Genomic DNA, 24439 nt, shown 5'->3' with positions numbered 1-24439 from the left:
ATTCACTCATGATAACCTTAATAGCCCCCTGTTTCCGCTGTGCGGAGGTTAGGGGGCTATTTTATTGTAATGAATGGAGTGCTTGAGACTTCACTTGCACAGACAAAAACGGCTGTACCTCCTGAAGTTTCAGGAGGGTGCAGCCGTTTTTTTTTAGTGGATGGTGATCTTAAGAGCGCAGATCCTCAAGCACGCGTTGCAGAATGGATGCTGCTTGCGCGCGGGTCAGGGTACCTTCAGGATTGAAGGTGTTGGCCCCTACTCCTTTCAGGTAGCCCTTGTCTACCGCAAAGGCGATTGCACCCTTGCCGGCGGCTCCAGAGATCTTGCCTGTGTCCTTGAAGGTTAAGGCGGTGCTGGAAGTGCCGTCTGCACCGATGGCCTCTGCAACGATGATTGCAGCCTCCTCACGAGTCAATACCTCACGAGATCCGCTCTCCTTGCTGCGGGACGACCAGGTATCTCCCTTGCCAAGCAAGCGGTCGAAGAGTGTCAACAATTCGGCCCGGCTCAAGGTATCGGATGGCTTGAAACTGCCATCAGTGCCTTTGCCGGCTACGATGCCGTGAGCGGCCAGAATTTCAATATCTTCCTTGGCCCAGTGTGCGCCGATATCTTTGAAGCTTGTATTGTGTACGGCAGCGCTGTAGGTACCATCACCGGTAATAGTAAATTGCAGTACCCCTTCTTTAGGAAGTGTGCCTGCCTGCAGATAAGCCCATTTTCCGTCAGCCTTTTGCTGATAGACCGCTGTCTTGCGGACATCCTTTAGGCCGTCTTTATTGAGGGCAAGCTGTATAATGACAGGTTTTCCGGTAGTCCAGCCATTTTTGAGAATCAGAGTAGCAGAGCTCAGGTCAATGGCTGTGGTGCTTCCCGCCAGGGTACCCGTATCGGCGCCTTCGGCAAGACTAAGGCTCATAGTAAGCCCGCTGCCGGAAATGAAGCCGGGAAGTGTAGGTGCCGGAACGAGCAGTGTAAATCCAGTACCTGCGAGACTTAGCGCTTTGGCTGAAGACTTAAGCTTCTCAGCCTGAGCTGCAGTAAGGGTAAAACTCACTTGACCATATTTCGCAAAATCCACATCGCTGAGATCAAGTGAAACGGCTGTTTCCGATGCGTTTTGCAGGGCGGCAGTCAAAGCTGCCTCGGAAATACTGAGCACAGCCGTTGGCTTGCCGCCCGCAGGATCAGCCTTTTCTACCAGCTGCCCGGACTTAAGCGATGTGCCGGCAGCCGGAGCCGGTGTAGAGGCAGGTGAGCCCGGGTTAGCTGGTGAGCCCGGATTGGTTGGTGTTTCCGGATTGGTTGGTGTCTCTGGATTGGTTGGTGTCTCCGGATTGGTCGGTGTTTCCGGATCGGTTGGTTTAACCGGATCGTTAACGGTCACCGTCACTGTAGAATAGCTTGACGGAACGTTATCCAGTTTCTTCTCATTCCAGGTAAGCAAATCATTCAGTTCAAAGGAATAGATCCCGGCAGTCTTTGGAGTGAAGGTGAACTGTACCAGTGAGCCGGTACCACTATATGCTCCTCCTTCTAATTGAACTGCATAAGATGTCAACTTCAGTCCGTCGGCAGACGGGGTAGTCGTATCCGTTTGTAATAATGGAACCCCCGGGAACTTTTGCTCCTGGTACGTAGCGAGCTGTACGCTCGGTGTAATTGACGGTGCAGCCAGCTTTTCATCGTAGACGATGTTGACTCCAGCGCCGTTCACACCATAGACCGCATCCGTTGCCGAGAAATACACATCTACCGTAACCGTTTGACCGGTTTCAATGGTCTGTGCTGAGAGTTTAGGAGCAACAAGAACACCGCCATTGGTGTTGTATACCAGATGCTGGCTGTAATCCTCTTCAGCAGCACCATTGCCCAGGGCATCGGTCACATAAACAATGTAATCATTAACGCCTTCACTGACCGGCACATCAATTTCGAAGTAACCGTCAGGCGCGATAACTCCTGGGTAGGCTGATATTTCTCCGTTTTCATCTTCGGCAAGTGCATACACGCTGAAGAGAGAAGACACAGGTCTGGAGGTGGAAATCAGATCGGCCAAAAGGTCGGAGTCAATGGTTGCACTAATATTGGCCACTCTTGCATCATCAGGTGACTCCAGCTCATATTCCCCGACTGCATATCCGGAAGAGAGCGGCTTCTCAGTATCTACTGTGAATGGAATGGCTTGATCGGTAAGCCAAATGTTTCCTTGCAAAACAGGCGTGATATTGTAGTGTCCGTCCGGTAGCACACTTACTTTAGAGGTTGCAGGATCTGTTACCGTTCCGCCCCAATCCAGGAATTCATGCGCTCCCCGGTAGAGGGTCCCTTGGGCGGAATACACATCACCGATTACCGTAGCCGGCGCATCTTGGGCTGTTACGGCAAACCGGATATTCTGCAGATCTTTGTTCACCGAGAAGTAAAAGCCTGTCTTATCGAACAGCCCGTCTCCATTTGGTGAAATTTCGGCATCATCCAGGCTGAGCTGGTTTACTGGATCCAGATTGAATTTGTCGCCTACCAGAACGTTGAGCGGTAGACGCAGAACCTCGGTTCCGGAAGTAAGCTTCAGAATGCCTTCATAGGCTCCGTCCTGTGCTGTTGCGGAAACGCCCAGCACAACGGGAATATAACTGCTGTCTCCGCTTCCGGAGGTAATGACATTAGGTGCTGTGGATACCGAGATGTCACTAGGCTTGTTGGTCAGCCATTCAAGAGAAAGATTATAGCTCTTTCCGCTGTCCTTGAAGTTTTCCACATAGACGGCTTTCGTCACGCTTGCACCTTTCGGCTGCAGGCCGAAGGACAGGGAACCCGCATAGTATGGAATTTCGGCAGAGCCTGGAAGGCCGCTGTAAAAAATCTCTCCTACCTTGGCGATAGAGCCTGCTTCAACTGATTTCACCAGATTGATTAAACCTGCTCCTTGCTGATAGAGGGAATAAGAGCTGCCGCCCCGGGCAAATATAGGATCAGCATTATTCATCAGCAGTGATTTGATCTGGTCCGGTGCAAGATCCGGGTATTTGCCCAATAACAGGGCAACGGCTCCAACCACATGCGGAGTTGCCATACTTGTTCCTTGCTTCAGACCGAAGGCGTTATCATACGTCTCGTCCGTGCTCTCCCAAATAGGTACGGTGGAATTAATACTTACACCGGGAGCAACTACATCCGGCTTCAGCAAATAGTCTGGCAATCCAGGACCGGTAGAGCTGAAATCGGCCAGCTGATTCTTCTCCGCTACGGGAACATAGCTAATTGAATTTCTGCTCGCGTTCAGCTCATCCTTAATCTTTTTGCCGTTCTCCTGATTGATGCCGAAAGTAGGAATATAGTCTCCGGGTGCTCCTAAAGTGGCGTTCAATTCACCGGTGGTATTGTTGGCAATCAATAGTACCTTGGCACCGGCAGCTTTGGCATTCAGCGATTTCGCGCCGAAGTTGATCTGTCCGCGGTCCACTAGTACTGCCTTGCCGGTAACATCGACATTTGCAAAGTCAGCTTCAGTGCCCAGGCCGGCATAAACGATCGTTAAGTCCGAGATGTCTTCAGTCAACTCCGGGGAGTATGTGGAAATCAGGCCAGGGATATCTTTGAGATTACCAATATCAAAGAAAGGAATGGTGACCGGAACAGTGGAGGCGCCGACCGTAAGCGCCAGCTGTGCGCCGCCAGGGGAGCCGAGCGTCGATTCGTCCGGACCGGCATTACCGGCAGCAATTATGACATCTACACCGGATTTCACGGCATTGTCAATCGCAATCGAATCGGCGGAGTAACTTTGGTTCATGCTTGAGCCCAGTGAAAGGTTGATGACATCCGCACCGTCCTGAACGGCGCGTTCGATGCCGGCGATGACATCTGCTGTTGTGCCGCTGCCATATGGACCAAGCACACGATACACATATAAATCCGCTTCAGGCGCTATATCAAGAATGGTGCCCGATACATGTGTGCCATGCGAGGTATCATAAGAGCTGGTGCCCTTGGGCGGTTTGGTGGGATCAGGCTCTGTTTCGTATGGATCGTTATCCTTATCCACCGCATCATAGCCGCCCTTATAATTATCCTTCAGGAGCGGGTGCTTATAATCAATACCGGTATCAACAACGGCAACCTGAATGCCTTTGCCGGTGTAACCCAGCTCATGAAGCTTATCTGCTCCAATCAGTTCTCCGGTATCAGAGTAGCTGCGAGTTGCCGGAAGAGTGGCAGAGTCAGTGCTGTCTGCAAGCGCGTGGACTTCATCATTCGGATAGATAGCCGCCACTCCAGGCAGCTTGAGCAGTTTGTCGACCTGATTTCCCGGCAAAGTCACTGCATATCCGTTAAATATGTCGCTGTATTCATTTTCAATAGCAGCTCCGAGCTGTCTCGCTGCAGTTTTGAATGAGTTGTGTTCGGTAAGAATTTTGCTTCGTTGAGAGGTGGAGGAACGCGCAGCCGAGGTTTTGGCTTCACTTTCGTATACATTGACCGGCTTATGGGTCAGTTCAACAATCACTGTAACAGGAGCTGATCCGGCATTTACTCCCGCATAATTTTGCGGGATCACCTTCCGGGCCTGTTCTAGGGTTGTTTGGGCAGATAGCCCTGAGGATGACTCAAGGGATGAGTTCGCAAAGGCGGAAACAGGAAACAATAGAGAAGCGGCCAAGCTGAAACTAGCTGCGCCAATACCAAATCTTTGAATAGAATGCCTAAATGGTTGTTTCAAAATAGCTTCATCCTCCCAAACATAAATTTAACTGCCGTGTGATTGCTGTCCTCCTTCTAAAAAATGGAATATAAATGAAAATTACATTTATTCTACAGGTTTAATCCGAAATAGAATATAGCACTTTTGAACCATATTATGGTGAAGTTAACAGCGCATTTAAATTCCAGCCGGATAGTAGAATTAATAACAGCAGAAGCATAAAATAGGCTTGCCTGAGACAACCTAACCAAGCATCCAGAGTTATAAATTAAAGGCGAGAGCAGGGATATAATGTCGGAGAGATCTATATTAGCCTACTTCAAGGCTCCTGAGGAAGCCGAGGGCGTCTCCCGCAAGCTTCAGGCGCTGCGCGTCAGCGAGCTGTCCATTGACCGTTTCAGCAGATTTGGCGGAAATGGGTTGCAGGCAGGTGTGAATCCGGTGACCGGCAATCTGGCAAGTATGGATTCCATGACCTCTGTCAGCCCGCATGCAGGTATTTTGTCTGCAGCGCATACAAGCGGCAGCGGCATGAGTCACGGCGGTGACGGCGGACCGACAGGCCGGAATATTTTGCTGACAGTTATCGTGGACGAGAATTCCTATAATCAGGCATTGACCATAATTGAAGAGGCCGGCGGAATGGTCTAAGTCTTGACACATCAATACAAATCAGGAGGATGGACAACCAATGGATAGAGAAAACTCAAAGATCTTCTCTAAAACAGACAAGCAGAAGATGCTCTTCGAAGCTAAATTTGAGGATGTGGAGTTCTCGGCGGCGGAAGCGGATCAGGATGATCTGGAGGCGCTTGAGCGGTCACAGGAAGCCGATAAACGTCAGCTGCACGAAATTTTGAAGAAGGAATAGCTGACAGGGGTGCAGTACCGGCTTATTAAATGAAGCGAAATGAAAGGCCAAACTGTTCCATTCGAATGCCCCACCAGTGTGGGGCATTTTTGCGTGAAACAGCAGCTTTCCGGAATCCCCCGGTTAAACCAAATGGATAAAAGAGAGGCTGAAGATTCAAAAAAGTAAAGACATAACATGTACATACAAGTGGCTTATGTTATAATGACTTGTATTACTCTATATAAGTAGCCTGAGGTGTACCATGACGGATAAACCGATACCGAAATATATGCAGCTAAAGGGTGAACTGCTGTCCTGGATGGAGTCCGGACGGCTGAAGCCGGATGACCAGATTCCATCCGAGAATGAAATTGCCGTACAGTTCGGCATGAGCAGACAGACAGTTCGCCAGGCACTTGGCCAACTGGAGAAGGAAGGATGGCTGTACCGCCTGCAAGGGAAGGGAACCTTTGTTGCCCGGCAGGAAACGCGGCCGCTGCAGACCAGCAGCATGATTGGCATGATGACGACACATATTTCCGATTATATCTTTCCTCATCTTGTACGCGGCGCAGAAGCGCAGCTTCGCGGCAGCGGATACAGCATGATGCTGTCGAGCACCGACAATGACAAGGATAAGGAGCGGGAGAACCTGGAGATGCTATTGGGCCAGCCGTTTAAGGGACTGATTATTGAGCCGACCAAAAGCGCACAGGGTAATCCTAATCTGCCGCTGTTTCTGGCACTTGAAATCCACCGCATTCCGTTCATTATGATCAATGAGCGGTATCCCGAGCTGCATTGTCCCTGCCTGAAGCTGGATGACGAAGCAGGTGGATTTATGGCTGCGGAGCATCTGATTGAGCTGGGCCACCGGGAGATTGCCGGATTTTTCAAGACAGACGATCTCCAGGGAGCCAACCGGTTAAAGGGTTTTACACGGGCGCTGCACAAACACCGCCTTCCTCTGGGAGCGGATACCGTGACCCATTATACGAGCGAACAGAAGCATAGCGTGCCTTATGAAGCGGCCTTAAAAATGCTGCAGGGACGCCAGCGGCCTACAGCCTTCGTCTGCTACAATGACGAGCTGGCAGTGCTGCTGCTGGAGGCCGCGCGCCAGACGGGATTAAGCGTGCCCGACGATCTGTCAATTATCGGCTTCGACGATTCAACGCTGGCGACGGCGACAGAAGTGAAGCTGACCACCCTTAAACATCCGAAAGAGCTTATGGGTATAGAGGCAGCCAATATGCTGATTGACATGATTGAGCGTAAAAGTGCTGAGCCGCCGAAGGACAGGATTTATAAGCCGGAGCTGGTTCTGAGAAGCTCAACGAAACGGCTGGAACAGTTAGACCGCAGTTGAATAACAGTAACGGAAGTCCGCACAGGGTGCGGGCTTTTTTCGCGTTTTAGTTATCTGGAATTTAAGGAATATATGTGTGCGGGTTGTTGTTGAGAATGGTTATCACTATAATGGTTTAAAATGACCATATCAAAGGAAGTGCCGGAATCAATGGAATGGAATGAACATCTGCTGGTGTGGAACCATGCGTCCGTCAAAGTGATGGATGTTCGCCGGGTGAGAATAGGGGAAGAGGAAGAACTGTATTCTTACCGCCTGCCTGCCAGTGCTTTTATCTATGTCATTGAAGGAGAAGCGAGAATATGTATTGAAGGAACGTTCCTCGCGGTCAGCAGTTCTTATGTTCTTCATGCAGGCAAGGGTATGCGTCTAGACATCGTGGCAGAAAGAGGGGCAAGGTTTGAATATTATCTGATCCTATACAAAGCCGCGATTCCCGTACCCGGGAGGAAAGATATCCAGGAAATTATGGTGCACAGCAATCCCTTTCAGCGGGAGTATGGCGTGCAGAACACCCGCAAGCTGATGCTGTTCAACACGGCTAGGGAGATGGAGGCCGCATGGCAGTCCAATGACAGTCTGGGGCGCTTGTACGTAAAGTCGCTGCTCTACAGGTTCGTTTATGAGCTGCTGAAGCACCTTCAACTCACGAAGCACACTTTGGCCAAAACGGATCTGGCTGAGCAGGCCAAGCGTTATATTCTTGAACATTATAGACACTCGGTAACACTGAAAAGCACCGCTCTGGCTCTCGGATGCAGTCAGGGACATTTATCGAAGCTGTTTAAAAACAAGGTGGGTGAAAGTCCTATGCGTTTCTTAACACGTGTGAGGGTAGAGAAAGCGTCGCAGCTGCTGCTCAAAACAGAAGCGAATCTGCAGGGGATTGCCGAAAGTGTGGGTTATCCGGATGGTTATACGCTCAGCCGCAGCTTCAAAAAGCATATGGGTATCTCGCCCTCCAAGTATAGATCTGAAGGGCTTCAGACAGCCGTAAATGAAGATATGCCATCCCCGGAGCAAGGATATGCCATTCAAAAGGATGAGTTTTGGTCTTATATTGATAATGATTATCATAATCAACAGGTGGAAGGGGATCATTTTCAGATGAGACAAAAGAAAAAAACAATGGCTGCCACAGCAATGCTGTGTATGACCTTGCTGCTTAGCGCCTGCTCAGGCGGTTCGGCAGCCACGGGTAATGCAACAACTGGAGGGAACGCGCTGGAGGGGGCGGGAAGCGGCGGATCCGCTACTTCTGCACCTGAGGCTGTGGCGGACACCGGAACACGGACAATAAGCACTGTACTTGGTGATGTAGAAGTGCCTGCCAATCCGCAGCGTGTACTGGTCCAATACTTGATGGGTGATGTGATTGCTCTGGGTGTGCAGCCTGTTGGAATTTCTGAGGCGTATGAGGGTGCGGCTTTTAAGGAAGAGGTAAAGGAAAGCACCGATCTGGGGCACTGGGCAGAGTGGGATATGGAAGCCGTCATGAAGCTGGACCCTGATCTGATTATCACGGCTGGTGAGGAGCAGGCCAAGGAGATGTCCAAAATCGCTCCGGCTATCTATGTGCCTTACGGGGAGATTACCCAGGAAGAAAGAGTAAGGCTGATCGGACAAGCACTCAATAAAGAGAAGGAAGCCGAGCAGGTGCTTGCGGATTATGATCAGAATGTAAAAGAATCTGTCCAGAAGCTGCTGGATGCCGGCTTTGTTGATAAAACGATTTCTGTATTTGAAGGCGGTAATGATTCCATGACAGTCATGGGCAAGCTGTTCGGAGCGGGCAGAATTGTCTACGATGTGCTCTCACTGAAAGCGCCAAAAGGTGTGCAAACGGGAATTATCGATAAGAACACTTATTCAGAATCGGTATCCCTCGAGGTGCTTCCCGAATATGCAGGGGATTATATCATTCGCAATACCTATGATGGCATGGATGATTTGAGCCAAAATCAGGTATGGAGCTCTCTGCCGGCTATCCAGAACCATCATCTGATCGAGATGGAATTCGGCTTAAGCTATTATACCGACATTTATTCCGCTAAGGCGCAGGTTAACTTTATTGTAAATGCACTGCTGGATTCACCGCAGTCATAACAGCTTAGCCTAAATTACTGATGAAGGACGAAGGGTATGATGAAAGATGTGGATACAGGTACATATGGAAAAAAAAGGGGAGTGCCCTTTTCACTGCTGATGGCCGCAGGATTCCTGGCGCTCGTGCTGGTTGTGGCTGCTTCCATTTCCTTCGGATCTGCTGATATGCAGCTGCATACAGCTTGGGCGGCGATTTTTAAATTTGATCCCGCTAAAACGGAGCACCAGATCATTCACAACCTCCGGTTTCCACGTACGGTTGCGGATGTTATCGTCGGCTGCAGCCTGGCGATGACAGGAGCGATTATGCAGGGTACTACCAGAAATCCGCTGGCCGATTCGGGACTGATGGGCATCAGCTCTGGAGCGGGACTGGCAATGGCGCTTTGCATGGCTTTTTTGCCGGACCGTACTTATGCACAGACTATGCTGTATGCCTGTCTTGGGGCAGGTGCAGCAACCGGGCTGACCTATGGAGTCGCTTCTTTAAGCAAAAGGGGGATGACCCCGCAGCGGCTTGTACTGGCGGGAATGTCGGTATCCATACTGTTTGCCGCGTTCAGCAGCTTTGTCGCCATTAAATACAACATCGGACAGGCCCTCGCATATTGGACTGCCGGAGGCACAGCCAGTGCCACCTGGAAAGAGCTAAGCATTATCTCGCCGCTGTTTGCCGTCGGCGTGCTGGCTGCTATTGCTTTGGCCCCTTCGGTTACGCTGCTAAGTCTGGGAGATGATGTTGCGTCAGGGCTGGGGCTGCCAACCGGGCGGATCCAGGGGATTTCCACACTTATTGTGCTGGTGCTGACCGGATTGTCGGTATTGATCGTCGGCCCCATCAGCTTCGTGGGCCTGATTATCCCGCATGTAGTCCGCTATATGGCGGGTGTAGATTACCGTTACATTATTCCGCTGTCCGGGCTTTATGGAGCGACCTTCATGGTGGGGGCTGATTTGTTCGGCCGGCTCATTAACCGCCCAAATGAAACACCTGTAGGGATTATTTTTGCAATCATCGGCGTTCCCGTTTTCCTCTATCTGTCACGCCGGCAAAAGGGGGAATTAGGATGAAGCAGCGAGCTTATACCGTTTCCCGGGGAATTGGTTTGTGCCTTCTACTAGTAGTACTGGTCATTCTGATTGTGGTGATAGGAATGAATTCGGGCCAAATGAACCTGTCTCCCATGGAGGTGCTGCGTGTACTGCTGCTGAAAGGAACAGACAAGCAGAACCTGATTGTCTTCGAATTCAGGCTGCCGCGGATCGTGCTTTGTATACTGGTTGGCATCGGAATGGGCGTTGCTGGGTCTATCATGCAAAGTTTGCTGAGGAACGACATGGCTAGTCCGGGAACGCTGGGTATCAGCTCCGGGTCCGGGTTGTTTGTGCTCATCTATATCGCGATTTTCTCCGTTAAAGGTGTTTCCTCGGCGATTGCGCTGCCGGTGCTGGCTTTTATCGGAGGCATGACTGCAGCAGTACTGATCTTCTTGCTGTCCTTCCGCCGGGGCAGGGAGATATCACCTACTGGATTAATCCTTACGGGGGTAGCCATGTCAAGCGGCTATGGAGCGCTGTCGCTGATGATTACACTCCGGCTGGATCATACGCAGTTCGAATTTGCCCAGCGCTGGATGGCGGGCAGCCTCTGGGGTGATGACTGGAAATATATTTCGGTGTTGGCCCCATGGACATTGCTGCTGGTGGGCTATACGGTTTACAAGTCGCGGGTTCTGAATACACTCAATCTTGGCAATGAGACAGCGACGGGCTTAGGGCTTGCGGTAAAACCGGAATTTTTGGGACTTACTCTGGCTTCAGTGGCGCTCTCCTCCGGAAGTGTGGCATTGGGCGGCAATTTTTTCTTTGTCGGTCTGATTAGCCCCCATCTGGCGCGCAAGCTGGTTGGCCCGAACCACAAGCTTCTTCTCCCGGCCTCGGCGCTGACCGGGATGCTGGTGGTGCTCATTGCGGATACCATTACCCGGACGGTCAGTTTCGGAACGGATATACCGACGGGGATCATCATCACTATGCTGAGTACACCTTATTTTTTGTATTTGCTGTCCAGGTCAGAATAAACAATGGGGAAGAAAACCGTTGCTTGGATCCGTTCATTGCGGCTAAACAGGCTCTTATCATCCGATACTAGGATGATGAAGCCTGTTTTTTTATTTGTATGTACCTATTTACCGTTTTATTAAAAAACTATAGATTAATTGTACGTACAAGTGTATAATGAGGTGGCAAAGCAAAAGAACGATCATACCTAAGACCATAGGGAGGATTACGAATGTTGGAGCAATTGAAACAAGAGGTACTGGAAGCCAATCTTGACCTGCCCCGTTACAACTTGGTAACGTTTACATGGGGGAATGTCAGCGGCATTGACCGGGACAAGGGACTGGTGGTTATTAAGCCGAGCGGTGTGGAGTATGATAAGCTGCGCCGGGACGACATGGTTGTGCTTGATCTGGAAGGCAATATTGTTGAAGGCAGCTACCGCCCTTCTTCTGATACAGCTACTCATTTGGTGCTATACAAGGCATTTCCGAACATCGGCGGCATTGTCCATACCCATTCGCCATGGGCAACAGGCTGGGCACAGGCCGGCAGAGGCATTCCGGCTCTCGGAACCACCCATGCCGACTATTACTACGGTGAAGTTCCCTGCACCCGCCCGATGACAGACGAGGAAATCAAAGGTGCGTATGAGCTGGAGACCGGCAATGTGATCGTGGAGACATTCAAGGATCTGAATCCGGACATGATTCCGGGTGTGCTTGTACATTGCCATGCTCCCTTCAACTGGGGGAAGGATCCGCATAATGCGGTTCATAACGCCGTTGTGCTTGAGGAAGTTGCGAAGATGGCAACACAGACCTTCCAGCTGAACCCGAATGTGCAGCCGATGAGCCAGACGCTGCTCGACCGTCACTTCCTGCGCAAGCATGGAGCAAATGCCTATTACGGCCAAAGCTAATTACTATATATAAAGGAGAATTCGTACATGAGTAAAAAATATGCAATCGGCGTCGACTACGGAACCCAATCCGGACGCGCTGTGCTGGTAGATCTGGCCGACGGAACGGAAGTCGCGGATCATGTAACGCCTTATCCGCATCACGTGATTGACGAGATTCTGCCGGGAACCGGCAAAAAACTGGAATATGACTGGGCGCTGCAGCATCCGGCAGACTACATTGAAGTATTGAAGCGTTCGGTGCCAGAGGTAATCCGTGAGTCCGGCATTGATCCTGCGGATGTCGTGGGTCTAGGCATAGATTTTACCGCTTGTACGATGCTTCCAGTTAATGAACAAGGACAGCCGCTCTGCCTGCTTCCTGAATATCAGGAGAACCCGCATAGCTGGACGAAGCTGTGGAAGCATCATGCCGCACAGCATGAAGCGAATGAAATCAACCGCATCGCCGCTGAACGCGGTGAGAAATGGCTGCCGCGCTACGGCGGCAAAATCTCCTCCGAATGGATGATGGCTAAGGTTTGGCAAATCCTGGACGAAGCACCTGAAATCTATGATGCGGCTGATCAGTTCCTGGAAGCTACCGACTGGGTAATCTCGCAAATGACCGGCAACATTGTACGCAACAGCTGCACGGCCGGTTATAAGGCCATCTGGCATAAAGCGGACGGATATCCGGATAAGGAGTTCTTCAAAGCGCTTGATCCGCGCCTCGAGAACCTGACCGAGACGAAGCTGCGCGGGGATATCGCTCCCCTGGGCACGAAAGCCGGGGAACTGACTGCTCAAATGGCTCAGCAAATCGGCCTTGTGGCAGGTACGGCCGTGGCCGTCGGCAACGTCGATGCGCATGCCGCTGTACCCGCTGTAGGTGTAGTTACCCCGGGCAAACTGGTAATGTCCATGGGTACCTCAATCTGCCATATGGTGCTGGGTGATACCGAACGAGAAGTTGAAGGCATGTGCGGTGTTGTGGAAGACGGAATCATTCCGGGATATTACGGGTATGAGGCTGGACAATCCGCTGTTGGCGATATTTTTGAATGGTATGTGGAAGAAGCGGTCCCTGCCTATGCGAAAGAAGCTGCGGCGGAAGAAGGCGTAAACATCCATACTTGGCTGGAAGCACGGGCTGCGGCCTACAAGCCGGGCCAAACCGGACTTCTCGCACTGGACTGGTGGAACGGCAACCGCTCCGTGCTCGTGGATACGAACCTGACCGGACTGCTGCTCGGCTGCACGCTGCTGACCAAACCGGAAGAAATTTACCGCACGCTGCTTGAAGCTACAGCTTTCGGCACACGCAAGATTGTGGATGCATTCCACGGGAATGGTGTAGCCGTTGATGTACTTTATGCCTGTGGCGGACTTCCGCAAAAGAACCGCCTGCTGATGCAGATCTACGCTGACGTTACCAACCGTGAAATTAAAGTGGCAGCAAGCAAGCAGACGCCTGCGCTCGGCGCGGCAATGTTCGGAGCAGTTGCAGCCGGTGCTCAAAAAGGCGGCTACGATTCGATCGTAGAAGCGGCAGAAAAAATGGCCCGTATCCGCGAAGAATCCTATGTTCCAATTCCGGAAAACGTAGCAGTCTACGAAAAGCTGTATCAGGAATATTCCAGACTGCATGACTATTTCGGCCGGGGCGAGAACAATGTCATGAAGCATCTTAAGGCGATTAAAGAGGATGTTACGGAATAGTACGTTGATACATTCGAAGTTAGTATAGTACGGAATCATTCAGTGAAATTATGCTTACAACACTTTTAGGAGGTAATTACATGTTATCCATTAAACCTTATCAATTCTGGTTCGTAACCGGAAGTCAGCATTTGTATGGCCCTGAAACGATTGAGGAAGTAGCGGAGCACTCCCGCCAAATTACCGCAGGCCTTAACTCGGACGACACGGTTCCCTTTGAAATAGTATTCAAACCGGTTCTGACTACAGCGGACGAAATCCGCAAGCTGGCAATTGCTGCGAACAGTGATGAGAACTGCGGAGGGATCATCACCTGGATGCACACCTTCTCCCCTGCCAAAATGTGGATCGCCGGTTTGTCGCAGCTCCGCAAGCCGTTGCTGCACCTGGCAACCCAATTTAACCGTGATATTCCATGGGATTCCATCGACATGGATTTCATGAACACGAACCAGTCGGCACACGGCGACCGCGAGTACGGATTCATTGGCGCGCGCATGGGCATTGCCCGTAAAGTGGTTGTCGGCTACTGGGAAGACAGTGAAGTTAGAGGCCGCATCGGCGGCTGGATGAACACCGCTGCTGCCTTCAATGAGAGCCAAACGCTGAAGGTTGCCAGATTCGGCGACAACATGCGCTCGGTGGCTGTAACTGAAGGTGATAAGGTAGAAGCACAAATCAAGCTGGGCTGGACCGTTGACGGCTATGGTGTAGGTGACCTTGTGGAACGTGTGGATGCCGTTACCGAAGCGCAGATCGACGATTTGATGGCAGAATACGCGAAGGCGTATGACTTTGCCCAAGGCGGAGATCAGGATGGACCTGTTCGTGAATCCATCCGTTACCAGGCCCGTATTGAGCTGGGGATGAAAGCTTTCCTGGAAGAAGGCGGATATACAGCTTTCATTACTACTTTTGAAGATCTGCACGGACTGAAGCAGCTTCCGGGACTTGCTGTACAGCGCCTGATGGAGCAGGGCTACGGCTTTGCCGGAGAAGGTGACTGGAAGACAGCGGCACTTGTCCGCCTGATGAAGATTATCGCCGGCAACAAAGGCACCTCCTTCATGGAAGATTACACGTATCACCTTGATCCGGCCAATGAGCTGGTGCTTGGATCGCACATGCTGGAGGTCTGCCCGACCATTGCTGTCGACAAGCCGAAGCTTGAAGTGCATCCGCTCGGTATCGGCGGCAAAGAAGACCCTGCCCGTATGGTATTCAACGGACGTTCTGGTGCAGCACTGAATGCTTCGATCATCGACATGGGTAACCGTTTCCGCCTGCTTGTGAACGAAGTGGATGGCGTTGAGCCTACCGAAGCTATGCCGAACCTGCCGGTTGCCCGCGTATTGTGGAAAGTGCAGCCAAGCCTGAAGGCAGGCGTGGAAGCCTGGATTCTGGCCGGCGGCGCACATCATACCGGATTCTCGTATGTGGTGACTACAGAGCAGTTGATTGATTTCGCCGAAATGGTCGGCATCGAATGTGTAGTCATCGACAAAGATACCAATACACGATCCTTCCGCAATGAACTGCGCCTGAACGATATCGCCTGGAAGCTGCTCTAGTTCTCTCTATATTCGTGTGATGACAAGAAACGGGTACCGCGCTCGCTCAGAGTGCGGTACGTCCGTTTCTTCCTGTATATTGGACTTCTGATAAAATGTATAAGGAAGCCTTTGCTAACATAACTTTTAGGAGGAATTCGATATGAGCAGCATACTGGATAATATAAAGGCAGCCGCGGCTGAAATAGAAGGAGGGGCAGCTTTTGCTCTTCCGCAGGTCATTCATGTAGAACCGGGTGCCCTGCAGCAGGTCATTCCTTATGTGGCCGCACAGAGCTGGGAAAGGCCGGTGCTTGTGGCAGATAAACATACACTGGAAGTAGCGGGAGCAAGTCTGGAACTGGCATGCAGGGAAGCCGGGATTTCGGTCCACACCACCTTGGTGCTGCCCAATGCGCAGGGCGATGTTATTGCAGATGAAGCCTCTGTAGTGCAGGTGCTGTTGGATATTCAAAAAGTTAAAGCAGATTCCGTCATCGTGGCAGGTTCGGGCACACTGCATGATGTGGCGCGTTATGCGGCTTATACAGCTGCCATTCCCTTTGTGTCGGTCCCAACGGCTCCTTCGGTAGACGGCTTCACCTCGAACGGCTCGCCGCTGATTATCCGCGGCAATAAGATAACGATCCCTGCGGCCGGTCCAGCCGCTATCTTCGCTGATACAGAGCTGCTGCGCAAGGCGCCGGCTCCCATGGTGGCGGCAGGCTTTGGCGATATGCTGGGCAAATACACCTCGTTGTTCGACTGGAAATTCGGCCGCCTGACGGCTGACGAGCCGTATGCTCCGGCAGTTGCCGCCATTACCGAAAAGGCGCTGTTGGCCTGTGTAAATCATGCAGAGGAGATAGGAAATCATACCGAACTGGGAATCCGTGTACTGACCGAAGCGCTGATTGAATCCGGTCTGGCGATCCTGCTGTTTGGGCAATCCCATTCGGCATCCGGTGCAGAACATCATCTGTCCCATTATTGGGAGATGGAGTACATCCGCACCGGACGCAGACAACTGCTGCATGGCGCCAAGGTCGGTGTGGCCTGTGCGGAAATTTCCGCGCTGTACCATGAGCTGGCGGATACGCAGGGTTTGGCGGACAAGGAGCAGTGGGCGCAGGTGCTTAAGGAAATTAGCGGACTTCCTTCACCGGAAATGTTGCGAGGTCTGCTGCGTACTGTACATGGACCCTCCACCTTGGAAGAGCTTGGTGTGGATGCTGATCTGCTGCGCCGCAGTCTGCAGGAAGCGCATTTCATCCGGATGAACCGTCATACCCTGTTGCGGGCGCGCAATGAAGGCAAGATTGCGGGAGCTGCTGCGGAATAGACAGGTGCTGCTGAAGAATCCGGAGCAGGACCTAAGCTTCTGAAGATTTAAGTAAAACTTTAGGAGGACTTAATACTGTTTTAAGCTTGGGACTGTATATTAGACACATACCCCCCTTATTACATACCTTGACCCCGCCAGCTGCTGGCGGGGCCCTTTTTTGTATACGCACAATAAATGGAGGCGGGGAGCGGATTCCGGGAGCGGGAAACTTTCATTTCATAGGATTCCATTCATAGGATTGCACCTCTCTACACGGCGTCTAACAAGGAGTCTGAGAAGGCTCAGTTATAGTGTAAATTTTTTTTATAAAAACACTCTCTGATCTGTCGATTCAGGTCTATTTATGTCGATAATAATAGTGAAATAGTGCAAATTTAAAATATTTACTATCGGGAGAAGATCAGGGGAGTTCTTAGAAAAGACAGAGAGGGGGTACTTAAGTGGAGCATATCTATGGTACTCATGATAGGGTACTTGTATTATTTTCATATGTAATTGCGGTAGCAGCTTCATATACGGTCTTAAGTCTGGCAGGGGCAGTAGGCAGATCCAAAGGGAAGAAACGTTGGCTATGGCTGGTGTGCGGTGCAGTAATTATGGGCATGGGGATCTGGTCAACGCATTTTATCGGAATGCTGGCCATATCATTGCCGTTTCCGGTTGCTTATAATCTGAACACTGTATTGTTGTCAGTAGGGGTTTCTGTCGTTGCCTCTTTTATCGCCCTTGTTGCGATTAGCCGCTGCAAGACGGGTATTCTTCAATTTCTTGGAGCTGGCGTATTTTCTGCGATTGGAATTTCAGCGATTCATTATATCGGCATGTCAGCGATGCAAATTAATGTGACCTATACTCCCGGATATGTAATCCTGTCCATCGTGATAGCTTTTGTTGCATCCTATGCAGCGCTCGGGTTATTTTCCTGTATTATCGGTCATGGCGAAGAAGACAAATATTGGAGGAAGCTGGGCAGCGGCCTGATCATGGGAACTGCAATTGTAGGCATGCATTACACCGGTATGCTGGCAGTACACTTTGAACCATGGCATCATGCTGCACGGATTACCGGCGTTGTCCTGGATCAGAAATGGCTTGCCTATGTCATTGCAGGCGGGACTTTGTTCACGCTGTGGTTATCTGGTGCCGGAATGTTCATTTCCCGCCGGTTCTTGAACAAGGACACAGAGATACTGGTTAATGAGAAATGGTACAGGTCGCTATATGAAAATAACCAGGACGGCATTATCTCGATTGACCTGGACATGCGCATTATCGGATTTAATCCTGCAGCATCAAGAATCACGGGAATCAGCTCAAAGGTCTTCAAGGATCAGAACATGATGTTCATTCTCTCGATTGTAGCTGTGGAGGAGCAGGAGCGGATGCAGAAGCTGTTCTCAAGATCTTTTGCCGGAGAGGAACTGAGCTATGAAACAGCGATCATCCATCAGGACGGGCACCGGGTCGAGATCAGTGTGGTTAACGCTCCGGTTATGGTCGACGGACAGGTGGTCGGAACCTATGTAATTGCCAGAGATGTGACGGAAGAAAAGCGGGCTAAGGAGAAAAATCATTATCTTGCTTTCCACGATGAGCTGACCGGTCTGCCGAACAGAAGAATGTTCAATGAGCTGCTGTCGCAAACCATTGAAGCGCATAGTGAAACGATGGAGCCGTTTGCTGTTATGGTTATGGATCTTGACCGGTTTAAAATCATCAACGACTCACTGGGGCATATGTACGGTGATCTGTTCCTCCAGGAAATGAGCAGCCGTATCCGGCATAGTGTGGTGAACGAGAATGTGACGCTGGCCCGGATTGGGGGAGATGAGTTTGCGATGTTGTGCCGGTTCTCCCGGAAGAACATGAATGTAACAGCCATTGCGGAGCAGATGGTGGCAGCGATTGAGCAGCCGTATCGTCTGAAGGAGCAGGATTTTTACGTTACGGTAAGCATCGGAATCGCCTTCTTTCCCTGCCATGGTCAAAATGAGGTACAGCTTCTCAAGAATGCGGACACTGCCATGTACGAGGTTAAGAAAAACGGTAAAAATGATTACCAGTTTTTCTCAGACGATTTGGATGAGCAGCTGCTCCAGCGGATTGAAATGGAAGGCGATTTGCGGAAAGCGCTGGAGCGCGGCGAGTTTATTCTGTACTACCAGCCGCAAATCCGGACGGATAACAATGAAATTATCGGAGTAGAGGCGCTGATCAGGTGGCAGCATCCGGACAAAGGGCTCCTGCCGCCTGGCCTGTTCATTTCGCATGCGGAGGAGACGGGCCAGATTGTTGAGCTCGGAAACTGGGTGCTGCGCGAAGCCTGCCGCCAGATGCGGCTATGGCAGGATGCAGGCGGTCCGCTAATTCCTGTGGCGGTGAATTTATCGTCCCGGCAGTTCCACCAGTACAATTTGCATGGGGAGATCATGGGGATTCTGGAGGAGAGCGGGCTTGCTCCGCAGTATCTTGAACTGGAGATTACGGAAAGTATGATGATGAATGCTTCTGCATCTGCCGGAATTCTGAACAATCTGACCCGGAACGGAATTCGTATCAGCCTTGACGACTTTGGAACAGGCTACAGCTCCTTCAGTTATTTGAAATTATATCCCATTCATAAAGTGAAGATTGACCGTTCCTTCATCAAGGATATTGTCGCAAGCAGCGATGACCGGGCCATAGTGTCCACTATCATTACTATGGCAAGGCATCTGAATATGCAGGTCATTGCCGAAGGTATAGAAACCAAAGAGCAGCTGGATATTGTAGTGGAGAGCGGCTGCAGAAAGGTGCAGGGCTATTATTACAGCCGCCCGCTGCCGCCGGAGGAGCTGGAGGCGAAATTTCTGCTGGGGACGCAAAGCCTGTAAATATAGTTTTAAGCAAGCATGGACCTTCCGGGATTCATGCTTTTTTATTGTGATCAATTTCTCCAATAAAAGGATGCGCCAGCAGCTTTTATTGTTTATGCTCAGAAAATGAACCTTTTGATGAGCCGGATTGTTAAATAGACAGATCACACAAGAAAGGAGGGAGACATGTGCAGAGCAATCGGGAGTTATTTGAAACCTACAATAAGGATGTGTACCGTACCTGCTATTACATGGTGCATGATGCCGCCGATGCCGAGGACCTGTGCCAGGAGGTGTTCATCACCGTATTCCGCAGCAAATGGGAGGATGTTAAATATCCCCGGGCATGGATTATGAAAATTGCGGTCAATAACTGCCTGAATCATCTGAAGCGTTCGCGCAGCCTGCAGAAGAAGGTGACCGGAAATCTGGATTTATGGAAAAACCAGACAGAAACAACGGTGGAACGGACGATTGAGCAGAAAGAAACGGCGCGGGAATGGGGCGGCTATATGTCAGGGCTGCCTGCGAAGATCAGAGCTGTGCTGACACTGAGATATATGCATGATTTCAGCCTGGCTGAGGTTTCGGAAGCACTGTCCATTCCGGTCGGTACGGCCAAATCAAGACTGCATAAAGGCTTGAAGCTGATGAAGGACATTCTGCAGGAAGCTGGCTTTGAAGACGAAGAGCGGAGGAAAGAATATTATGAACAAACTGGAAAATACATTGAAGCATCAACTAAATGATGAACAAGCTGTACCTTATCCTGATTTTGGTGATATGTGGAGCAGGCTGGAGCAGGCTGGAGATACCTCTCCGGTAAGGATGAGCACAGCGGACCTCCGGGGCGGGCAACGCGGTAGAAACTGGCGCAGAATTACAATTGCCGCCTCGCTCAGTGCGCTGCTGGCGGCCGCTCCAGTATATGCCGCAATACAGTATGACTGGGGTAATCTGCTCCGTTACAGGGACGGTGTTCAGGCTGCGCTGGACCAGAATCTCGGGCAGTCGTTGGAGCAATCTATAACCAGAGACGGAGTAACGCTGACACTGCACACAGCTCTCGTAGATGATAACCGGACAGTGATCCTGTACAGCATGGATGTCGGTAAAGGGGCGGATACAGAGATTTGGGGTGTCAAAGGGATGTCTCTTAAGGATGAGCAGGGTAACAGCAGTGGGGGAGAGTACAGCTATCAGCAGTGGGATGAAGAGAAACAGCTGTACAACGGGTACTTTGAAAGTGACTGGACACCCGGGAAGGATGAAGCCGAGGTTACCCTGACTGCATCGGCTGTGCGGGCTTTAAGCCAGGCGGAGCAGGAGCTGCCGCTGAACAGCAGTTCTACGGAGCGGCAGAACTTTCCGCTAGGCATAGAGGGAATGAAGAGCGTTGAGGTCAAGTCTTTTGAGCAGAATGAGGATAAGCTGCTGCTGTCGTCAGCAGTAGACTACGATAATCCGGAGGCCAAGGAATGGACCTTTCCGATGATTGTGGCTTACAAAGGAGACACCCGGGTAGAGCCAATTCCTGGGGGAGCGCTGGGTACACCGGGGGAAAACGGAGAATATACGATGAAACAGTATTTTAAGCCTTCCGAAATTTCCGGCGGAGACACTATCTTTAAACTTCAATATACTAAGGTGGAACAAACTATCGCCGGACCGTGGTCCTTTGATCTGAAGCTAAGCAAAAAGCTGATGGAGAGCGGGACGATCAAGACGGCGCTGAATGCACCGCTGGAAGCGGGAGATACCATGCACACCTTTGAACAGATGGTTGTTACACCTACGCAGATTCGTGTAACTCTAAGGGCGAAGGAGAAGTATGAGCAGCTGCCTTATTATAAATATAATCTTGAAGTAGGCGGCACTACATTAGAGGGGAACCTGTTCCGGTCTCCGAATGATGATCCTTTCCTGACCACACTTAGATTTGAGCGCCCATCCGGTCTTGTTATAGACGAGCAAACTGATATTACCTTTGTGGGGAAATATAAAGTTACCACTCATGAGGATGATAAGACCCCGCTGCTTCTGAAAAATATTTCTGCAGAAAAACAAACAGTGATTCGGGACACTGGTGGTTACGAGGTGAAGTGGACCTACTATATGCAGGGAAATGACCTTTATGTGGAGACGGAAAGTGATGACCCACATTTCGGCGGAGTCAACCAGACTCATATCGGCTTGGGTAACGAGCGTATTCTGGGCAAACCGGAAACTATCAATTTTGCGGGAGACGGAAATAATAAAGCTATTGATATATATAAGGATTACAAAGGAACAGAAGCTTCTATTTATACGTTCTATTACATGACTGATGAACCGGATAAGGAGACGCGGGTACTGCTGCGGCCTTAATCCTCCGGTCACGAAAGGCTCCCCGGCCTAACGGCGGGGGGCTTTTTGTGCTGATACAATAAAAATAAGATATTATATTCTATAAGATGCTTGTCAAAGGAGAGGATGAAGCTTGGAGATAACCCGCTGTGACTGGGTGAATGAAGATCCACTATATATTGCTTATCATGATGAAGAATGGGGCAAGCCGCTGTATGATGACCGGCAGCTGTTCGAGCTGTTGATGCTGGAGGGGATGCAGGCCGGGCTAAGCTGGTACACCGTCTTGAAGAAGCGGGAGCATTTCCGCAAAGTATTCGACGGATTTGATCCGGTGAAAATCGCGGAATATGATGAAGCCAAAATAACTGCACTGCTGGGCGATCCGGGCATTATCCGCAACCGCCTCAAGGTTAACGCGATCATCCGGAATGCGGCCGTGTATTTGCAGATCGTCCAGGAGGAGGGCGGCTTTGCAGACTATCTCTGGAGCTTTACCGGGGGTGTGCCGGTGATCAATAACTGGAAGAGCAGAGCGGAAGTACCGATTACAACCTCCCAGTCAGACCAAATGAGCAAAGCGCTGCGTAAAAAAGGGATGAAGTTTGTCGGCTCAACCATTTGCTACGCGTTTATGCAAGCTTCAGGAATGGTGGACGACCATACACAGGAATGCTTTTGCTGCAGCAATAGTCGGCTTTCCGGAGGCTGATCCGCAGTTTGGCGCTACCCGGGGAAGAAATGGTATACTGTTAAGCAGCACTCACAAAACTAATAGTGTATGCTTCCGAAGCCGGTTTTGCTCGAAGAATAACCACGTAAGCTGCGCTCACAAAACTTTTAGGAGGATCCACAAAGATGTTATGGCATGAACTGACAGTACATACAACAGAAGAGGCGCAGGAGATGATTTCCAATCTGCTGTATGAGGCCGGGGCAGGCGGTGTTTCTATCGAGGAATCCGGAACCCTGAATAAGGTACGGGATACACGTTATGGTGAATTATACGACGAGCCGCTGAATGATATCCCTGAAGGGGAAGCGGTGATTAAAGGATATTATGCCGAAACCGTCCCGATGGATGCCATTATCGAAGAGCTGGCTCCACGGATCGAAGAGCTGAGAGAGTTCGGGATCGATCCCGGTAAAGCACTGATTTCGTGGAAAACTGTGGATGAAAATGATTGGGCGCATGCCTGGAAGCAGTATTTCAAGCCGCTTCGCGTATCAGACCGGCTGACGATTAAGCCCACCTGGGAGGAATATACCCCTGCCGGCCCGGAAGAAAAAATTATTGAGCTTGATCCCGGCATGGCATTTGGAACCGGAACGCATCCGACGACAGCACTGTGCCTGCGGGCACTGGAGAAACATATCAGCGGCGATGAGGAAGTGATTGACGTTGGAACGGGCTCCGGCATTCTTGCTGTAGGCGCGGTGCTGCTGGGTGCCAAGTCTGTGCTGGCGCTGGATCTGGATCCGGTGGCTGTAGAAAGTGCCCGTGAGAATGTGGCGCTGAACCGGCTGCAGGATTCCATTACGGTAAAAGAAAGCGACCTGCTGTCACTGCTCGGCGGTGAAGGTGCAGCAGATACGGCGGCGGGAGAGATGTGGCCATCGGCAAGATCCGGCCATTCAGACGCGCAGCAGGCTGTTCCAGCGAAGCCAAAAGCTGAAGACAGTCTTGGTGTCACATTGCCGGTGAAGGTTGTGGTCGCCAATATTTTGGCAGAGATCATCGTGTTGTTCACCGATGATGTCTACCGTGCCCTGCAGCCGGGGGGCGTCTATATCACCTCCGGCATTTATAAAGATAAGGAAGGGCTCGTGGCGCAGGCGCTGGAGTCATCCGGGTTTGAGATTAAGGAAGTATCCCGTGAAGAAGATTGGGTGGCCTTTACAGCCGGAAAGAGGTAGAAATGGATTTTTTGGATAGAATTTTAGTAGTACCCCTGCAGCAGCTTCCGTTTTTCCTGATTACACTGGTGATCGCATTTACTGTACATGAATTCGCCCATGCCTATTTTGCCAATAAATTTGGTGACCCAACTGCAAGGCTGCTGGGTCGCATGACGCTGAATCCCGCAGTGCATTTCGATTTATTCGGTATAATCCTGCTGCTCATTGCCGGCTTCGGCTGGGCACGTCCGGTTCCGGTGAACCGCGACAACTTCAGACGCCCCCGGCTGATGGGGGTTATCGTGTCTGCGGCCGGTCCGATCAGCAACCTGCTGCTCGGTATTCTCGGTACTCTAGTATATGCTGCCCTGCATGCCAGCGGCGCCATTGAGTCCATTACGAATGAACAGCTGCTGCGGGCAGTGTACTGGTTCTTTGGCATGTTCATACAATTTAATTTCTTCCTATTCCTGTTTAACTTAATTCCGCTGCCTCCGCTGGACGGCTACCGGATCGTAGAGGATGTGGCACCGCGTCCGGTTCGTGCAAAATTACAGCAGTATGAGCAGTGGACGGTCTTTATCTTTTTGCTTATCATCTTTATCCCCGGCCTGCGTGCCTATACGATCGAACCGCTGAACAGCTGGGCACTGCAAATCGGGAACGACTTTTTCCGGTTGTTCTTCAATCTGTTTGGAGGGTAAAGCTGAACAGGGGCTGTTCA

Annotated in this window: 17 protein-coding genes; 16 read left to right on the top strand and 1 reads right to left on the bottom strand. The window is 50.8% G+C overall.

What is annotated here, in order from left to right; all coding sequences use genetic code 11:
* Positions 1 to 169 precede the first annotated feature (169 nt).
* Complete coding sequence (locus AC3WT9_RS14850; RefSeq protein ID WP_341379559.1) at positions 170 to 4726, bottom strand: S8 family serine peptidase; 4557 nt, start codon at positions 4724 to 4726, stop codon at positions 170 to 172.
* Between the two features lie 273 nt (positions 4727 to 4999).
* Between AC3WT9_RS14850 and AC3WT9_RS14845 the strand changes: the two genes are divergently transcribed.
* The 16 genes from AC3WT9_RS14845 to AC3WT9_RS14770 all read left to right on the top strand — a co-directional run bounded on the left by AC3WT9_RS14845 (position 5000) and on the right by AC3WT9_RS14770 (position 24419).
* Positions 5000 to 5359 (top strand): hypothetical protein, encoded by a 360-nt coding sequence (locus AC3WT9_RS14845; RefSeq protein ID WP_341095583.1) that lies wholly within the window; start codon positions 5000 to 5002, stop codon positions 5357 to 5359.
* 40 nt (positions 5360 to 5399) lie between these two features.
* On the top strand, positions 5400 to 5579 hold the full coding sequence (locus tag AC3WT9_RS14840) for a YfhD family protein (RefSeq protein ID WP_341095580.1): 180 nt from the start codon (positions 5400 to 5402) through the stop codon (positions 5577 to 5579).
* A 244-nt stretch (positions 5580 to 5823) separates the two neighbouring features.
* Complete coding sequence (locus AC3WT9_RS14835; RefSeq protein WP_341095578.1) at positions 5824 to 6930, top strand: GntR family transcriptional regulator; 1107 nt, start codon at positions 5824 to 5826, stop codon at positions 6928 to 6930.
* Between the two features lie 150 nt (positions 6931 to 7080).
* Positions 7081 to 9036 (top strand): ABC transporter substrate-binding protein, encoded by a 1956-nt coding sequence (locus AC3WT9_RS14830; RefSeq protein ID WP_341379557.1) that lies wholly within the window; start codon positions 7081 to 7083, stop codon positions 9034 to 9036.
* A gap of 99 nt (positions 9037 to 9135) precedes the next feature.
* Entirely contained in the window at positions 9136 to 10107 is a 972-nt protein-coding gene (locus AC3WT9_RS14825) for a FecCD family ABC transporter permease (RefSeq protein WP_445745046.1), read from the top strand.
* Positions 10104 to 11117, top strand: a complete 1014-nt coding sequence (locus AC3WT9_RS14820) for a FecCD family ABC transporter permease (protein ID WP_341095572.1) — start codon at positions 10104 to 10106, stop codon at positions 11115 to 11117. Before AC3WT9_RS14825 ends, AC3WT9_RS14820 begins: the two co-directional genes overlap by 4 nt.
* A 212-nt stretch (positions 11118 to 11329) precedes the next feature.
* On the top strand, positions 11330 to 12019 hold the full coding sequence (araD, locus tag AC3WT9_RS14815) for an L-ribulose-5-phosphate 4-epimerase (protein ID WP_038595473.1): 690 nt from the start codon (positions 11330 to 11332) through the stop codon (positions 12017 to 12019).
* A 27-nt stretch (positions 12020 to 12046) separates the two neighbouring features.
* Complete coding sequence (locus tag AC3WT9_RS14810) at positions 12047 to 13720, top strand: ribulokinase (RefSeq protein WP_341379556.1); 1674 nt, start codon at positions 12047 to 12049, stop codon at positions 13718 to 13720.
* Positions 13721 to 13800: 80 nt separating this feature from the next.
* Positions 13801 to 15291 carry an L-arabinose isomerase gene (araA, locus tag AC3WT9_RS14805; protein WP_342480506.1) on the top strand — a complete coding sequence of 497 codons (1491 nt, stop codon included), beginning with the start codon at positions 13801 to 13803 and terminating at the stop codon, positions 15289 to 15291.
* 142 nt (positions 15292 to 15433) lie between these two features.
* Complete coding sequence (locus tag AC3WT9_RS14800; RefSeq protein WP_342480505.1) at positions 15434 to 16612, top strand: sn-glycerol-1-phosphate dehydrogenase; 1179 nt, start codon at positions 15434 to 15436, stop codon at positions 16610 to 16612.
* A gap of 443 nt (positions 16613 to 17055) precedes the next feature.
* Positions 17056 to 19488: a bifunctional diguanylate cyclase/phosphodiesterase gene (locus AC3WT9_RS14795; protein ID WP_342480504.1), complete on the top strand. Its 2433-nt coding sequence runs from the start codon at positions 17056 to 17058 to the stop codon at positions 19486 to 19488.
* Between the two features lie 170 nt (positions 19489 to 19658).
* Positions 19659 to 20219, top strand: coding sequence for an RNA polymerase sigma factor (locus AC3WT9_RS14790; RefSeq protein WP_342480503.1), 561 nt, complete (start codon positions 19659 to 19661; stop codon positions 20217 to 20219).
* Positions 20179 to 21837, top strand: a complete 1659-nt coding sequence (locus tag AC3WT9_RS14785; protein ID WP_341095561.1) for a DUF4179 domain-containing protein — start codon at positions 20179 to 20181, stop codon at positions 21835 to 21837. The genes AC3WT9_RS14790 and AC3WT9_RS14785 overlap by 41 nt, the downstream gene beginning before the upstream one ends.
* A 112-nt stretch (positions 21838 to 21949) precedes the next feature.
* Positions 21950 to 22528: a DNA-3-methyladenine glycosylase I gene (locus tag AC3WT9_RS14780; RefSeq protein WP_341379549.1), complete on the top strand. Its 579-nt coding sequence runs from the start codon at positions 21950 to 21952 to the stop codon at positions 22526 to 22528.
* A gap of 146 nt (positions 22529 to 22674) precedes the next feature.
* Positions 22675 to 23733 (top strand): 50S ribosomal protein L11 methyltransferase, encoded by a 1059-nt coding sequence (gene prmA, locus AC3WT9_RS14775; RefSeq protein WP_341095558.1) that lies wholly within the window; start codon positions 22675 to 22677, stop codon positions 23731 to 23733.
* A 2-nt stretch (positions 23734 to 23735) separates the two neighbouring features.
* Entirely contained in the window at positions 23736 to 24419 is a 684-nt protein-coding gene (locus AC3WT9_RS14770; protein ID WP_341095556.1) for a site-2 protease family protein, read from the top strand.
* The last annotated feature ends 20 nt before the right edge of the window (positions 24420 to 24439 follow it).

This window comes from Paenibacillus sp. EB106-06-01-XG199 (genome assembly GCF_058791575.1).
This window is presented reverse-complemented; position numbering and strand designations above follow the sequence as displayed.

Excerpts from the sequence above, each read along its gene's own strand:
- AC3WT9_RS14845 (WP_341095583.1), top strand. The coding sequence starts at position 5,000 with ATGTCGGAGAGATCTATATTAGCCTACTTCAAGGCTCCTGAGGAAGCC.
- AC3WT9_RS14840 (WP_341095580.1), top strand. The coding sequence starts at position 5,400 with ATGGATAGAGAAAACTCAAAGATCTTCTCTAAAACAGACAAGCAGAAG.
- AC3WT9_RS14835 (WP_341095578.1), top strand. The coding sequence starts at position 5,824 with ATGACGGATAAACCGATACCGAAATATATGCAGCTAAAGGGTGAACTG.
- AC3WT9_RS14830 (WP_341379557.1), top strand. The coding sequence starts at position 7,081 with ATGGAATGGAATGAACATCTGCTGGTGTGGAACCATGCGTCCGTCAAA.
- AC3WT9_RS14825 (WP_445745046.1), top strand. The coding sequence starts at position 9,136 with ATGGCCGCAGGATTCCTGGCGCTCGTGCTGGTTGTGGCTGCTTCCATT.
- AC3WT9_RS14820 (WP_341095572.1), top strand. The coding sequence starts at position 10,104 with ATGAAGCAGCGAGCTTATACCGTTTCCCGGGGAATTGGTTTGTGCCTT.
- araD (WP_038595473.1), top strand. The coding sequence starts at position 11,330 with ATGTTGGAGCAATTGAAACAAGAGGTACTGGAAGCCAATCTTGACCTG.
- AC3WT9_RS14810 (WP_341379556.1), top strand. The coding sequence starts at position 12,047 with ATGAGTAAAAAATATGCAATCGGCGTCGACTACGGAACCCAATCCGGA.
- araA (WP_342480506.1), top strand. The coding sequence starts at position 13,801 with ATGTTATCCATTAAACCTTATCAATTCTGGTTCGTAACCGGAAGTCAG.
- AC3WT9_RS14800 (WP_342480505.1), top strand. The coding sequence starts at position 15,434 with ATGAGCAGCATACTGGATAATATAAAGGCAGCCGCGGCTGAAATAGAA.
- AC3WT9_RS14785 (WP_341095561.1), top strand. The coding sequence starts at position 20,179 with ATGAACAAACTGGAAAATACATTGAAGCATCAACTAAATGATGAACAA.
- prmA (WP_341095558.1), top strand. The coding sequence starts at position 22,675 with ATGTTATGGCATGAACTGACAGTACATACAACAGAAGAGGCGCAGGAG.
- AC3WT9_RS14770 (WP_341095556.1), top strand. The coding sequence starts at position 23,736 with ATGGATTTTTTGGATAGAATTTTAGTAGTACCCCTGCAGCAGCTTCCG.